The organism is Bartonella sp. AA83SXKL, assembly GCF_042196965.1.
Classification (GTDB): domain Bacteria; phylum Pseudomonadota; class Alphaproteobacteria; order Rhizobiales; family Rhizobiaceae; genus Bartonella.
Map to the genome: position 1 here is coordinate 290740 of NZ_JBHIRG010000001.1, position 15172 is coordinate 305911.

The 15172-nt window shown below is 39.9% G+C and carries 10 protein-coding genes; 7 read left to right on the plus strand and 3 right to left on the minus strand.

The features are described from left to right. Positions 1 to 1138: 1138 nt before the first annotated feature. Positions 1139 to 5848 (minus strand): NAD-glutamate dehydrogenase, encoded by a 4710-nt coding sequence (locus tag ACFINO_RS01065; RefSeq protein WP_375654853.1) that lies wholly within the window; start codon positions 5846 to 5848, stop codon positions 1139 to 1141. Between the two features lie 274 nt (positions 5849 to 6122). On the opposite strand from ACFINO_RS01065, the gene ACFINO_RS01070 reads away from it, so the two are divergent. From ACFINO_RS01070 to rpsP, 4 genes are all read left to right on the plus strand, one after another. Further along, positions 6123 to 6779 carry a carbonic anhydrase gene (locus ACFINO_RS01070; protein WP_375612226.1) on the plus strand — a complete coding sequence of 219 codons (657 nt, stop codon included), beginning with the start codon at positions 6123 to 6125 and terminating at the stop codon, positions 6777 to 6779. A 230-nt stretch (positions 6780 to 7009) separates the two neighbouring features. Continuing rightward, positions 7010 to 8578, plus strand: coding sequence for a signal recognition particle protein (ffh, locus tag ACFINO_RS01075; RefSeq protein WP_375634440.1), 1569 nt, complete (start codon positions 7010 to 7012; stop codon positions 8576 to 8578). A gap of 24 nt (positions 8579 to 8602) precedes the next feature. Beyond that, positions 8603 to 8932 carry a chorismate mutase gene (locus ACFINO_RS01080; RefSeq protein WP_375633593.1) on the plus strand — a complete coding sequence of 110 codons (330 nt, stop codon included), beginning with the start codon at positions 8603 to 8605 and terminating at the stop codon, positions 8930 to 8932. Positions 8933 to 8948: 16 nt separating this feature from the next. Continuing rightward, on the plus strand, positions 8949 to 9323 hold the full coding sequence (gene rpsP / locus ACFINO_RS01085) for a 30S ribosomal protein S16 (RefSeq protein WP_375634339.1): 375 nt from the start codon (positions 8949 to 8951) through the stop codon (positions 9321 to 9323). Positions 9324 to 9445: 122 nt separating this feature from the next. Here the strand turns inward: rpsP and ACFINO_RS01090 are convergent, their stop codons facing one another. Further along, on the minus strand, positions 9446 to 9661 hold the full coding sequence (locus ACFINO_RS01090) for a DUF1674 domain-containing protein (RefSeq protein ID WP_375606032.1): 216 nt from the start codon (positions 9659 to 9661) through the stop codon (positions 9446 to 9448). A gap of 83 nt (positions 9662 to 9744) precedes the next feature. Between ACFINO_RS01090 and htpX the strand changes: the two genes are divergently transcribed. From htpX to ACFINO_RS01105, 3 genes are all read left to right on the plus strand, one after another. Then, entirely contained in the window at positions 9745 to 10791 is a 1047-nt protein-coding gene (gene htpX / locus ACFINO_RS01095; RefSeq protein WP_375642819.1) for a zinc metalloprotease HtpX, read from the plus strand. Positions 10792 to 10838: 47 nt separating this feature from the next. Continuing rightward, positions 10839 to 12203, plus strand: a complete 1365-nt coding sequence (locus ACFINO_RS01100; RefSeq protein WP_375634343.1) for an RsmB/NOP family class I SAM-dependent RNA methyltransferase — start codon at positions 10839 to 10841, stop codon at positions 12201 to 12203. Positions 12204 to 12267: 64 nt separating this feature from the next. Beyond that, positions 12268 to 14013, plus strand: a complete 1746-nt coding sequence (locus ACFINO_RS01105) for a heparinase II/III family protein (RefSeq protein ID WP_375642820.1) — start codon at positions 12268 to 12270, stop codon at positions 14011 to 14013. Positions 14014 to 14931: 918 nt separating this feature from the next. Here the strand turns inward: ACFINO_RS01105 and ACFINO_RS01110 are convergent. Beyond that, a complete protein-coding gene (locus ACFINO_RS01110) occupies positions 14932 to 15084 on the minus strand; it encodes a DUF1127 domain-containing protein (RefSeq protein ID WP_273790070.1) in 153 nt (50 codons plus the stop codon). Between the last annotated feature and the right edge of the window lie 88 nt (positions 15085 to 15172).

The following is a 15172-nucleotide window of genomic DNA, read 5'->3' on the forward strand; positions in this document are numbered from 1 at the left end:
TTCGATTTTTTCTGATTTTCATACTTTTTTTGCAATTTTAGAGTGTCAAAATCTATTTTAACAAAATGCGTATTTAATGGTAAAAAAATAGCTATAAAAATAAAAAATTACCACCTACTCCTAATTCGTCCAACCTCTTTTCACTTAGTACAAAATCTTATGTCAAACTACATATAGCAACAGTGTTTGTATGGAAAAAGTGGCATTTTAAAGTATGCTGAATTGCCTTTTTATACAGGTGGTGTGGTTTTTGTTAGGAACCTTTTTCTTTATATATGGAATGAGCATATTGCATATATTTGTTTGGGTGTAACCTCTTAAAACAAGTAAATAGCCTAGTTGGAGGAAGATATGAAGTTGTAAAGGGGAAAATCAACATCCATCTTTACTGTCATTTTTTATTCGATTTTATGCATTTCAAAAGCAGTTACAGTTATATCTTTTAAATAATGGATTAAACTTATCCTTTTATTTCTGATATTTTTTAATGAAGCCATATGTCTTCCACGTAAAACAGAATATATTTGTATTGCATATTTACGTATTTATTAAAACAATATTTCTCAGTGCTTCTTATTTCACGATGTCGCCTATGAATGGTATAACGATAAAGCCATTAAACACCACCATCTTTTCGGTTATGGAGTAATAAGCTAGGGGGCAACACCATCATATTATATTTGCTAACTCCCAATGTTACTGCAGCTTTTGGCACTTGGGGCGGTTTATGAGGGGCATTTTTAGTCCTTTCTTTACTGTTTTTATCTATTCGGTTTTCCCATTTGCAATATGCAAGGGGAAATGGGGTTAATTGACAGTAAAATTTGAATTTATTTTTTATTTTGAGTGCTCTGTCTAAAAATGCAGGATAGGGCTTCCGTTCTTCCCTTGCTGATTAGTCATGGATGGATAGAACGGAGCAAAAGCTTAGCTGTTTTGTACAGCTTTTAAGTCTGAAAGTTTATGTTTTTAGGGTGAAAAATAAATCCTGTTGTTTGTTTGAAATTGTTGCAAACAATTCTATTGTGATAAATAGCGAGATTTTTATTTTTGGAACCTTCTCCCGCTCTCTATTTTTGTTGGTTTGTTGTAGTGGTGGGATAGAACGGGAGATTGAGTGGGTCGTTTTGTATTTGCTTTAGGTTTGAAAGCCAATATTTTGAAGTTGAGAAATCAATCCTGCTGCAAAGGTAAAACGAGAAATATTGAGATCATTTTCAATAAGGGCGCTAATGCGGTTTGTAATGTTGTGAATATGATCTTCTTCTGTTTTTTTCCAAGTGTCAAAAGGATCTTTTTTCTTTCCATGATTTTTGAGGATTTTCATAACGATTTGCCGAAAGCTTTCAGAAACATTTTCTTTGGCTTGGCTTAAAGCCATACTATCATAATAATCTACTACAGGGATTATACGACTTGCTTCGTTAATGCGGTTTATACGAATGATTTGCGCAAGTGAAAAGTAGATCTCTGCGGTTTTAATAAGATCACTGTTGCTTTTTTTTGCAATTAAAGAAATATCACAGATTGTTGAAGCAGCTTCCAAGAGGGCTAATTGTTTCGCTAATGCTTTTGGTGCTCCCTCTTCGCTGTAGTGTAATGCTTTTTCTTCAATCTTTTGCTTAATATCGTTGTCGTGAGAATGCATAAGCTCTTTTTCAATAACGCTACGGGCTTGCTTTATTGTTTTTACAATTTCTTCTAATGGACGTGAGAGATCTATGTTGTGCAAACCCCAATTGGTTGTTTCAAAGAGCATTGGGTTCATTGTTGCGTAGAATTTATTTTGGACAAGACCGGGTATTTTATTATCAAGCTTATCAATTTGCTCAGACAATTGAGGAATTTCGAAACCATCGCGGATGGCAATGAAAACGCGAATAATATTTTCAGTCTTTTGTTCTGTTGCATCGTGTAGTCTATTAACAAAAGTGGGGCCTCCACGATTTACAATATCGTTGGCAATCAGCGTTGCGATAATATTACGACGCAATTGATGGTTAATAACTTCCTTCTTAAAATTTTCTTGAATTTGGGTTGGAAAATAGTTCAGCAAGGCTGTATTGAAATAGTGATCATCAACAATGGGGCTATTAGCAATTTCTTCTTTTAAGGTCAATTTAGCATAGGCAAAAATAACGGCGAGTTCTGGACGGAGAAGACCTTTGCCTTGGGTTGTTCTTTGTCGTAAAATTTGCTCATCAGGGAGTATTTCAACTCTACGATCTAGAAGCTTTTTTTGTTCCAAATCGTGCATAAAGCGTATTTGATAGGGCAAATCAGTAGTGCTTTGGTTTTCCGCCAAAGAAAGCGCAAGGGGTTGTAGATAATTGTTGCGCAAGACGAGTTGCTCGACTTGAGGCGTCATTTTTTTCAAGAGCTTATTGCGATCTTCGCGGGTTAACGTTTTGGCACGTAGTGCTGATGCAAGAACAATTTTGAGATTGACCTCAATATCAGAACAATTCACACCAGCAGAATTGTCAATGGCATCCGTATTGCATCGACCACCATTTAAGACATATTCAATCCGTCCACGTTGTGTAACACCAAGATTAGCTCCTTCACCAATAATTTTTGCACGCACTTGTTCTCCGGTAATGCGTATTGCATCATTTGCGCGATCACCTACTTGGGCATCGTTTTCTGTTGCAGCACGGATATAAGTACCAATGCCACCGAACCATAAAAGATCAACAGGGGCTTTGAGAAGAGCAGAGATAATTTCAAAGGGTGTTCCTGTTTGTTTTTCGAAACCAATGGCTTGTGCTGCTTCAGGTGAGAGAGTAATGGTTTTTTCTTTTCGTGAGAAGATACCACCGCCCTTTGATAATTTGGTTTTATCGTAATCCTGCCAGCTTGAGCGAGGCAGTCTGAAGAGACGCGTACGCTCTGCATAGCTTTCGTCTATGTTCGGATCTGGATCAATAAAGATATCGCGGTGATCAAAAGCGGCAATCAATTTTGTTTGTTTGGAAAGCAGCATTCCATTGCCAAAGACATCACCAGACATATCGCCAACACCGACACAGGTGAAGGGCGTTGTTTGAATATCGTGATTAAATGACTCTCTAAAATGTCTTTTGACGGCTTCCCATGCACCTTTAGCTGTAATACCAATGTCTTTGTGGTCGTAACCTGCTGAACCTCCAGAGGCAAAAGCATCATCAAGCCAAAAGTGGTTTGCTTGGCTGATGGCGTTGGCTGTATCAGAAAAAGTTGCTGTTCCTTTGTCTGCCGCAACAACAAAATAGGGGTCAGGGTCATCATGACAGATGACATTGTGGGGAGAACTTATTTTGCCGTTAATCAGATTGTCTGTAATGGAGAGCAAAGCTGTGATAAAGTCTGTATAAGCTTGTCGTGCTGCTTCTATGATGACAGCACGGTCATTTGTTTGGGGAAGCCGATGGGGATAGAATCCACCTTTTGCACCTGCAGGAACGATAACCGCATTTTTAACTTGTTGGGCTTTGACTAAGCTAAGCACTTCGGTGCGATAATCTAATGCACGGTCAGACCAACGAATTCCACCACGAGCGATAGGTCCAAAACGCAAATGGACCCCTTCAACTTCTGGTCCATAAACAAAAATTTCTCGGTAAGGGCGCGGTTCAGGCAAACCTTCAATCTGGCGCGGATTTAATTTGGTGGCTAAAATACGCCGTGGACTTCCATCAGGAAGAGGTGTAAAGGCATTCGTTCGTAAACTCGCCTCGATAAGGTTACAATAACGGCGTAAAATGAGATCATCGTCTAAACCAGAGACTTTCCGTAATTTTTCTTCAATGCGCTTTTGAATGACTTGTTGGTTTTTTTCCCGTTCTTTTTCTGTATGGCTTTGATGAAATTTTAAATGAAATAAAGCATAAAGATCTTGGGTAATGTCAGGATAAGCATTTAAAGTTTGGGCAACGCGATCTTGCGAATAAGGAATTCCAGCTTGTTGGAGATAGCGCCCATAATGGCGCAAAATAACAATTTCATGCCAATCAAGCTCAGCTGTCTGGGTGAGAGCATTAAAGCCGTCATTATCAGCATTTTGTGCCCAAATGGCTTCAAAGGTTTCGGCGTGTTTTTGACCGTCTTTTTCAAAATCGATACAGCGTTGGAAAGTACTTTCTAGCTGCATATCATGAAGATACACAGAGCGCCCATTGCCATCTGGTAATTCAAGGGTTTGTTCAGCAATAACGCGAAACCCCATGTTTTCAAGGAGTGGTACACGTTTGGAAAGGGCAAGTGCTTCATGGCGGTGAAAAAGCCGAAGAGAAATGCACTGTTTTTCTTTGTTTTGTGCGTGATAAAAGATCACGAAAAGGGGCTTTTCATCATGAAGACTTAGAATATGTCCGGCATCGTTAATAGCGTCTTCAGCTGAAAATAAATCACGATAGCTGTTGGGGAATTCACTGGCTAGACGTGTTTGTTGCTCTGTTATTTTCTTGTTAAAAGCGATGGCTTGAACCCTGTCTTCCCAACTTCGTGCAATCGAACGTACATGTTGTTCAAGTGTGGAGCGCTCGTGAAGAGGAACAGTTTCATTTCCTTTGCGATGGATGATATAATAGACACGTATAAGGGTGCTTTCCAAAAATAGCGGATAAGATTCAAAAAAGTCACCTTTATAAAGCTCAACAAAATGTTCGCCAACTTTTTCACGCAGGCTGCTGCTATATTGGTCACGCGGTACGTAGACCAGGATAGAAACAAAGCGTCCAAAAGAATCAGTGTGGGCAAGAACCCGTAAACGTGGGCGCTCATCTAATTGTAGAATAAGCTTAGTGTTTTCTGTCAATGTATCAACATCAGAGCGAAACATTTCATCTCTTGGATAGGTTTCTAAAGCACTGATGAGTGCTTTTCCTGAATAATCGGCGTGATTGTGTCCAAGACGTTGAATAATAGTTCGGGCTTTTTCTTTTAAGAAAGGAATTTGCAAAATAGAACGTGTATAAGCTGAGGAGGTAAAAAGCCCTACAATGCGTAATTCTCCACAGAGTTGGTTTTCTTTATCAAAGATTTTAAGACCAATATAATCGAGCCAAACAGAACGGTGAATTTTGGAGCGGCTGTTCGCTTTTGTCACGATAAACAGATTATCGCTTTCCATGAAGGATAAAACTTCTTGAGGAGGTTCTTTCATGCTTTTATCGTCAATAATATGAATAGAAGCATCCGTGAGTATACCAAGTTCAATATTACTCGCTGTAAAGGATTTTAGGGGTTTTTGGTCTTTGATGAAGTTGTAAGTGCGCATACCAAGGAAAATGAAATTATCGTCCATTAGCCAGTGAAGAAACTCAATGGCTTTTTCGCCTTCTTGTTTGTAGTGCGGGGGAAGACTTATTTGGTAGGCATGAATATGCTTTTCAACTTCTTCAAGCATAGGTTTCCAGTCTTGTACAGCAGCATTAACCTGTTCAAGAACTAAGGTGAGTTCATTTTCAAGTTTTTGTATTTGCTGTTTGTTTAATGACTCGATGTGAATTTGCATCAGACTGATGCGTTTTCCAGAAGCACAATCAATAATGGGGTGTGCAATCAAATAGATATGGTTTTTGTGTTGATTGAAAACATTTAAAATAGAATCGAGAAGGAAGGGTTTGTTATCATTGACAAGCGTGATAACGGTTACAGGTCTGTTACTACGGGTTAAATTTTGTTCAAAGCAGATGGTGTTGTTTCCCGTCTGATGGAGATTAAAAGCTTTTACCGCGATGGCTGTGGCCTTTTTAAGTTCTTCATTTTCATAATAAGTAATATCTTCTTTATCGGTTTGGGCAAAAAGGATTTGTTCTATTTTATCTTGGGTGTTTTTTGTTTCTGTTTTTTTTTGTTGCAACACATTCACTCTCCCTTTTTGCTCTTAAGGGGTCTTTTCTTCTCTTTTTAAAAGCAGACCATTATATTTTTTATATACTGTAACACCTTCTTTCTGAAGAAAATAGCTCTTTATTTGGAAAGAATGAGTTTGTTTTTGCTATTTTTAGTAATATTTTGTACTTTAAAGAAATATTTTGCTTCAAGGAAAGGGCATTTTTAGTATTTTTGTATGTTAATAGTTTGTTTTTTAAACTATACAAAATGAAAGTAAAAAAAGAAGCAAAAGTAAAGAGAGAATGGCGCATTTACCAGAAAGACTTTTAAGTGGTTACCAAAACTTTATAAACAATCATTTTTTATATAAAATAGCAGATTATCAGCAATTGGCGATTGAGGGGCAGAAACCTGAAGTTTTGGTCATTGCTTGTTGTGATTCGCGTGCAGTACCAGAAATGATTTTTGATGCTAAGCCAGGGGAAATTTTCACTCTGCGCAACGTGGCGAATGTGGTTCCTCCTTTTTCTCCTGATGACCAATATCACGCAACATCAGCAGCTCTTGAATATGCTGTGCAATTGCTTGAGGTGAGACATATTGTCGTTTTTGGTCATGCCCATTGTGGAGGCATTCGTACTGCTCTTAATGAGACATATAAATCTTTATTATCAAATGATTTTATCGGTCAATGGATAAGTCTCTTAGCTCCAGCAGCAGAAATCGTTTTGAATAATAAGTCGCTGTCTTGGCCAGAAAAACAGACGGCATTAGAGCAGCTTTCTATTCGCCATTCGTTGAGAAATTTAGAGACGTTTCCGTGGATAAAGCTTCGCAAAGATCAAGGTTTTTTGACATTGCATGGGGTTTGGTTTGATATCTCTAGCGGAAAATTATGGAGCATGGAACAGGAAACAGGTTGTTTTATGCGTGTTGAAGTTGAAAGTTTTGAAGTATAGTATTTGTTGTTTTTATTTCTTCGTATAAAAAGATATTTTATGATAAAACTTGACAAAGCTGGGGTTTTATTGTTTGAAGGAGCAAGCTTTCAGTGACAAAATTAACTTGGAGCCACCGACTGAGACCCCGGTTTAAGGGTATAAAGAGATCTCAGAGGTCAACATCCGACGGCGCGATGCGTTCTCGGATGCTATTTTGGTTTGTTTGTTATGCAACAATGAGGTAAATGATGTTTGAATCCTTGCAAGAGCGACTTGGTTCTATCCTGTCTCATTTGACGGGACGTGGCGCTTTATCGGATCAGGATGTTGTAGAGGCGCTGCGTGAAATTCGTCGCGCTTTATTGGAAGCTGATGTTGCTCTTGATGTTGTGCGCTCTTTTACCGATAGAGTTCGGGAAAAAGCTGTTGGGGCCGAAATCGTTAAATCAATTAAACCAGGCCAAATGGTGGTTAAAATTGTTCATGATGAATTGGTTCATATTCTTGGAAATGAAAGCGTTCTGAGTGATTTAAATGCACCAGCTCCTGTTGTTATCATGATGACTGGTTTGCAAGGTTCGGGAAAAACAACCACAACAGCAAAGCTTGCAAAACGTTTTACTGATAAGCACAATAAAAAAGTTCTCATGGCGTCATTAGATACACGCCGTCCCGCTGCACAGGAGCAATTGCGCCAATTGGGAGAGCAGGCAAAACTTGCAAGCTTGCCTATTATTGCGGGTCAGCTGCCCGTTGATATTGCATCACGTGCCGTGCAGGCTGCTAAATTGGGTGGTTATGACGTGCTTCTTCTTGACACAGCAGGACGTAATCATATTGATGAAGCTTTGATGCTCGAATTGGCTGAAATTAAAGCATGTTCCCTTCCTCATGAGATTATGTTGGTGGCTGATAGTTTGACGGGGCAAGATGCCGTTCATCTTGCTCGTTCTTTTGATGAGCGTGTAGGGATTACGGGGATTATTTTAACACGGATGGATAGTGATGGGCGTGGTGGCGCTGCTCTTTCTATGCGTGCTGTTACAGGTAAACCAATTAAAGCAATTGGAACTGGTGAAAAAATAGATGCTTTAGAAGAATTTCATCCCAGTCGTATTGCTGATCGTATTCTCGGAATGGGGGATATTGTTTCTTTGGTTGAAAAAGCTGCAGAAACAATGGATCACGAGAAAGCTGCTGCTTTTGCAAAAAAAATGCAAGCCGGAAAATTTGATCTGAATGATCTTGCAGAACAGTTGCAGAAAATGAAAAAACTGGGTGGAATGGGCGGTATTATGGGCATGTTGCCAGGAATGGGGAAGGTCAAAGAGCAGATTGCGGCTGCGGGGTTTGATGATCGTTTGTTTGATCGTCAATTGGCCATTATTTCATCTATGACACCGAAAGAGCGGGCGAATCCAGAGCTTTTAAAACATAGCCGCAAACAACGAATTGCTAAGGGGTCTGGTACGACAGCGGCTGATATTAATAAACTTTTGAAGATGTATCGCCAAATGGCTGATATGATGAAAGCCATGGGTGGTAAAGGAAAAAGTGGTTTTATGGGAAAAATGTTGGGAGGCCTTGGGTCCAAAATGGGTTTTGGTGGTATGGGAAACTTGGGAGGGGATTCTTCAGCTATGCCGGATTTGTCGGGATTGGATCCAAAGCAATTCTCAATGCTTCAAAAGCAAATTGAAAATGGTAATGGAGGGAAGCTCTTGCCCGGACTTCCTAAGCGTGGACCTACATTTCCTGGTTTTTCCAATGGCATTGTCGATGGGGGAAATTTTCCTCAGCATCCTAAGAAAAAATAAGATGTAAAGAGGGAAAGGAATATAATGCAGGAAACAGTATTAAACGAATTGGCACATTTACGAGCATCCATTGATAATTTTGATGCAACCTTGATTCATATCTTAGCAGAGCGGTTTCGTTGTACGAAAGCTGTTGGGCGCTTAAAAGCCCATTATGATTTGCCTAAAGTAGATCCTCTGCGTGAGCAATATCAGGTAGCGCGTTTGCGGCAATTGGCTATAGATAGTCATCTTGATCCTGATTTTGCTGAAAGATTTTTAAAATTTATTATTAAAGAAGTTGTGAGTCATCATGAAGTTATTGCTGAAGAGCAAAAAACAAAAAAAGTCAATTTAAACGAAAGCCAGAGCTGACAATAGGAGATAAAATATGGCATTGAAAATTCGTTTGTCCCGTGGAGGTTCAAAAAAACGTCCTTACTATCATATCGTCGTTGCAGATGTTCGTAGTCCGCGCGATGGACGGTTTCTTGAACGTGTTGGTGCATGGGATCCAATGTTGCCTAAAGATGGACCGAGGGTGAAACTTAATGAAGAACGTATCCAATATTGGCTTGCGCAAGGGGCTCAACCAACAGATCGCGTTTTACGGTTTTTAGATGCAGCTGGCTTGAAAAAGCGTCCAACTCGTAATAATCCACATAAAGGTGAACCGGGTAAAAAAGCACAAGAACGTATAGCAGCAGCAAAGCAAGCGGCAGAAGAAGCAGCGGCAGCGGCTGAAGCAGAATCTGCTACAGCATAAGAAGCATGGTTGTTTAATCAACGTGTTTTTAAAAGCTTTAGAAAAATAAATATTATCCGTTTTTGTCTATCAAAAACGGATTTTCTTTAAAAAGCTGCTTGTTTAAACCGCGCTGGTTTTTTTTAAAAATCAATGGCGCGGCCTTTAATTTCCCAGTCTCCATAGCGGGAAGGGTCTTTGCCGCCGCGTCCGCCGTTTTCTAAAGGTTGTTCTTTTTTTGTTGCGCGTTTTCGTCTTTCCTCAGCTTCTTTAAGGGCGCGTTGTGCTGCGGGAGAAAGAGATTGCTGTTTAATGACAGTTGCATTTTTTTTGCTTGTTTTCTCATCTTTTTTATTCATTTTACACCTATTCCATTGAAAAAGCAGAAAGAAAACACCATCATATAGTATTGATTGACTTTTATCATGGAGTTTTTTGAGTAATGAATATAATGCGTACAGCTATGCTTTTGGCTTTTTTAACTGCTCTTTTTATGGGAGTTGGTTATCTTGTTGGAGGGGGTGGTGGCATGGTCATTGCTCTTTTGATGGCAAGTGGTTTAAACTTTTTTTCTTATTGGAATTCAGATAAAATCGTTTTACGCATGTACGGGGCGCGTGAAGTTGATCAGCATTCAGCACCAGTTTATTATAAGATTGTAAGCGATTTAGCTAAAAAAGCTTTTCTTCCTCAACCAAAAATTTATGTTATTGAGAATGCACAGCCAAATGCTTTTGCGACGGGACGTAATCCGCAAAATGCAGCTGTTGCTGCAAGTACTGGGTTGTTAGAGCGGTTAAGCGCTGAGGAAATTGCCGGCGTTATGGCGCATGAGCTCGCACATATTGAGCATCGTGATACGTTAACAATGACTCTAACCGCAACGATTGCAGGGGCAATTTCAATGCTTGGTAATTTTGCTTTCTTTATGGGAGGACAGCGTAACTCTTCAGAAGATTCTCATGGCGCAGGGGCAATTGGAGGATTTATTGCATTGCTTGTGGCGCCTTTTGCAGCGATGCTGGTGCAAATGGCGATTAGCCGTACACGGGAATATGCTGCGGATCGTAGAGGGGCTGAAATATGTGGTAATCCTTTATGGTTGGCTTCGGCATTGCGTAAGATTGCTGATGGGGGACGTGGGGTATATAATGAAGAAGCAGAGCATAATCCAGCAACCGCGCATCTGTTTATTATTAATCCTTTGAGCGGTGAGGGAGCGGATAGTCTTTTTTCGACACATCCAGCAACTGCAAATCGTATCGCTGCTCTTTATCAGCAAGCAGAAGAGATGAAAGGGGCTCTTGCCAAAAGTGTGGGATGGAATAAAGAAGACGCTATACATGAAAAAAGCAGCGGGATGAACTATGGAGATTTTCATAGTGGTCAGACTCATGTATTAGGTGAACAGGAAAACAGTTCTTTTCAACGTGTTACAAAACGTCCTTCTTGGCTTCGTTATGAAAATTCAAAAAGATCTCGTTCATAGAGTTATTGAGGGAGCTTTTGAGAAAACTGTGATATAAAGGTGGTGTTTTGAAACACAAAAAAGCGGGGCATGTGTCTGAAAAAAATGTTCCAGGATTAGCTGTTCGGCAGGTGTGTGTGCGTCTTTTTGGGGCGGTAGTTGATAAGTACACGCCTCTTTCTGGTTTGACAGATAATGAACACGGAAATCCACAATATTTAAAACTTTCACAACGAGATCGTTTGTTATGTCGGGCTATTTTAACAGCTTCATTGCGTCATCGAGGGCAGATTATGGCGGCTCTCTCACGCTTTTTGGCGCGTCCTTTGCCTTCACAAGCACTTTCACTTCAGAATCTTTTGCATATCAGTGTTGCACAAATTCTTTATCTTGATATTCCTGATCATGCGGCTATTGATTTAGCTGTGCGTGTGGCGAAACTTGATCCTCGAATGCGCCGTTTTTCAGGGGTAGTGAATGCTCTTTTGCGCAATGTTGCGCGTGAGGCAGAGCCTTTACGCCAACAAGTTCCTACCATTGAAGGTGTTCCAGCGTGGTTTGGACAACTTTTAGTGTCAGCTTATGGAACAGAAAAGGCACATCAGATTATCGCAATTCAAAGTGTGGAACCCCCTCTCGATTTGACAGTGAAATCTGATAGTGGTGGATGGGCTGAAAGGCTTGGTGGTGTGGTATTGCCCAATGGTTCTGTTCGATTGAATCGTCTGGAGTGTTCTGTTTCTGATTTACCAGGCTATCGTGAAGGGTCTTGGTGGGTTCAAGATTTCGCTGCATCGTTGCCTGCTTGTTTACTTGGGAGTATTGAGGGTAAACGCGTTTCTGATCTTTGTGCGAGCCCTGGGGGAAAAACAGCACAATTGGCTTTGCAAGGGGCTGAGGTGACTGCAATTGAGCTTTCTGCTAACCGCATAAAGCGTTTAAAAGAAAATATGGAACGGCTTCATTTTTCAGTTCACATTTGGCAGGGCGATGTGAGAAATTTCTATCCCACACAGCTTTTTGATGCGGTTCTTCTTGATGCTCCTTGTTCTTCTACAGGAACAATCCGTCGTCATCCAGATATTTTATGGACGAAATCGAAGGATGATATCGTCAAGTTAGCGGCGTTGCAATATGATTTGCTTGTCGCAGCAATTTCTTTGGTGAAGGTAGAGGGGCGGATTGTTTTTTCCAATTGTTCATTGGCAAGAGAAGAAGGTGAAGATCTTATTGAGAAAATTTTGTCGACACGCAATGACATTGTTTTAGACCCTATTTGTCCAGAGGAAATAGGAGCACTGGAGCATTTACTTTGTGAGGGGGTGTTACGGACAACGCCTGCGGATTTTTGTCATAAAAATTTTGATGCTGAGAAAACCGTATTTTTAGGAATGGATGGTTTTTTCGCTGCGCGCTTACGAAAAATTGCTTAATTAACGCTTCATTTACAAAAATGGTCGAAATTGTATTTGATTCAGCATAAATGGAGATGAAATTTTGGCGGTTGCGGTAAAAGCTCCTCAGGTAAAAGTGGCAGTCTGTATCGATACGATACAGAATGTTATGCGGCGTTTATGGGTTGGACCATTGTTTCGTTGGCGATTTTCAGGGTTTCGTCCTCATAAAATTTTAGCGCATCCCATGGATTTGCATGTAGCAGACTCTATGATGGCGCATGAATTTTATCATGGTCGTTTTGCTTTTGCTGGTCACATTGTTCATTCTGGTGCTGTTTCGCCGTTTTCATTGGTTCCACCAACGCTAGAATGGGAAGCGGCTCTACATGATTTTCATTGGTTGCGCCATATGGAGGCAGCAGGAAGTGATTTAGCTTCTGCACATGCACGCTCTCTTTTAGAAGATTGGTTTGACCATGCTGGCAAGAAGGTAAAAGGACTTGCTTGGAGTGGTCCTGTTGTGGCGCGGCGCTTGATTTCATGGATTTGTCATTCGAAAATGTTGTTAGAAGGGGCAAGTGAGCGGTTTGAAAAACGCTTTTTGCGTGCACTTGGTTTGCAATTTCGTTATTTGCGCGTGACAATTTGTAGTATGGAGCACAATGATCAACGTTTACAAGCAGCAGTGGCTTTGACATTCGCATCTCTTGCTTTGCCTGTTTCTGTGGCAGTGAAAAAAAAGGTACAAACGACGCTTATAGAGGAGCTTTCCCGTCAAATCCTAGTTGATGGTGGGCATATTTCCCGTAGTCCTGTTATTTTGCTGAATTTGTTATCGGATTTATTGTCGTTACGGCATCTTTTTATGCGTAGCAATGAAACGGCACCCCGTATTTTGATTGATTCTGTTGAGCGTATGTTGCCAGCTTTACGATTCTTTATCCATGAGGATCAGACGTTGGCCCATTTTAATGGGGTTGGTCCCCTTGTGTCGGAACGGTTATCATCACTTTTGGAGCTTGATGAAACAGGAGGACATCCTTTTAGTTATGCCCGTTATTCAGGATTTCAGCGCTTAAAAGCCAATCAAACAACAGTGCTTGCAGATACAGGAAAGTTTCCACCCCGCTCTGTAGCACAGCAGGCTTGTTCGGGGTGTTTGTCTTTTGAAATGTCTTCACAAGGGCACCGTTTTATTATCAATACCGGTGTTAATCCTGATGGGAGGGAAGATTATCGACATTTAGGGCGTGTTACTGCAGCACATTCAACAGCTACGCTTAATGATTGTTCAGTGGGTTCTTTTTATCATAAAAAGAAAAATGGCGCGTCATTTTTGTTTGATGGACCAACAGATGTTCAAGTGTGCCGTATAGATGATTCAGAGAAGACGGGTTTTATTGCGAGTCATAATGGTTATGTGCGACCCTTTAATCTTATTCATGAGCGTGGTCTTATTTTGGCGACAAATGGAGATACGATCGAAGGTTTTGATCGCTTTTTTATGCCAAGTAAAGGGAGAAAGAGACACAAGAGTGTGCAAAATGAACAAAATTATGTTGCTGTTCGATTTCATCTTCATCCACAAGTTGAAGTTAACTATGATGGCAAACGTGTGTGTTTAGCCGTAAAGAACGAGAACGTGAAGAGCGAACAAATATGGTATTTTATATCGCCTGACGCAGATATTTGTCTTGAAGATTCGATTGATTTTGCAGAATTAACAGGTCCACAACGGACACAACAGATTGTTTTATATTTTCGTCCTGCATTTCAGGAAAAAGTTCGTTGGCGTTTTATCCGTAAAGCGTTTGATAAAAAATTAGAACATTGTTCCAACCCATAGTATATTGCGTTTTATATTGCGTGTCGCAAAACATTATTGTTTATTGTGGTAATATTCTCAAAATTTGAAGATCATATCAATTTTATACACGAAGCATTTTTTGGGAGTATGGGTTGGATGTTTTTAGGCAAGGTTTGCTCATAGAATCTCATGAGGTGATGCTAAAGGGATTGGCTTCAGAAAAAAAGTTTTTGAAAGACCCTTGTTGACAGATGAGTACTAGTTAAGGATTTTGATCCTTTAAAGATATGGAGAGAAAATTAAGTAGTTGCTTATCTTCGATAAGTTTTTAAGTGTGATGTTGGGATCAATATTTCTCTCTGAGAGAGTTGCATTAATAGGGCTACACTCCTCACGAAAAACAGAGCGCTATTGTATATTCACGGACTTATTTTAAAGAAAAATCCCTTAACGCTTCCAAGCCTATTTTGCGACGATGCCCGTGATGGGTATAACGGTAAATCCATTAAGCACCCCCATCTTTATGCTTATGAAAGAGCAGTTCGGCACTATCACACTATTTATCAGTGTCCAATGTTTGTAACAGTTCTTGGCACTAGAGATGGTTCATAAGAGGCATTTTTAGCCTTTTCTTAATGGCTTTTATCCATACAGCTCCCCCCGCTTGTAACGTGCAGGCGAATGGTTTTGGTTGATTCAACATACATAGATTTGAAATGAGAGAAACTTACGGTATTCGGGGTTCTAATTTAATATGAATAACGCTAAATTATTATTACAAATCAAATGTTGTACATCACAGAAGCATTGAAAATTCGAGAAACAATACATTACAATGGCCAAGAAAAATAACCCTTCTGCTCTTTGTTATTATACTAAAAATGAAGTCATAATAACAAACCACAAAATGCGCACTTTTTTATAGCAAAGCATTCTCTCAAATATCTCAAACAATTTTCATAAAGATTTACGCGAATAACGTCGTGCAATTGAATCAATATCACCTCGACAAATTCCAAGATCGCTGAGTTCATATGTTGAAAGACGACTTAACGCATTAACGGTTCGACGATAACGGCGCCAATTACTATAAAAACGTAGAATATTCATATCCTCTACTCAAACTTTTCATTACACTCTTTAGTTTAAGAATAGAGTATATTACTAAAAAGAGTTGTGTTATAATATCATAGCAGGT

Bases quoted from the DNA above. Each gene is read 5' to 3' on its own strand.
- ACFINO_RS01110 (WP_273790070.1), bottom strand. From the start codon at position 15,084: ATGAATATTCTACGTTTTTATAGTAATTGGCGCCGTTATCGTCGAACC.
- rpsP (WP_375634339.1), top strand. From the start codon at position 8,949: ATGGCATTGAAAATTCGTTTGTCCCGTGGAGGTTCAAAAAAACGTCCT.
- ACFINO_RS01080 (WP_375633593.1), top strand. From the start codon at position 8,603: ATGCAGGAAACAGTATTAAACGAATTGGCACATTTACGAGCATCCATT.
- ffh (WP_375634440.1), top strand. From the start codon at position 7,010: ATGTTTGAATCCTTGCAAGAGCGACTTGGTTCTATCCTGTCTCATTTG.
- ACFINO_RS01070 (WP_375612226.1), top strand. From the start codon at position 6,123: ATGGCGCATTTACCAGAAAGACTTTTAAGTGGTTACCAAAACTTTATA.
- ACFINO_RS01090 (WP_375606032.1), bottom strand. From the start codon at position 9,661: ATGAATAAAAAAGATGAGAAAACAAGCAAAAAAAATGCAACTGTCATT.
- htpX (WP_375642819.1), top strand. From the start codon at position 9,745: ATGAATATAATGCGTACAGCTATGCTTTTGGCTTTTTTAACTGCTCTT.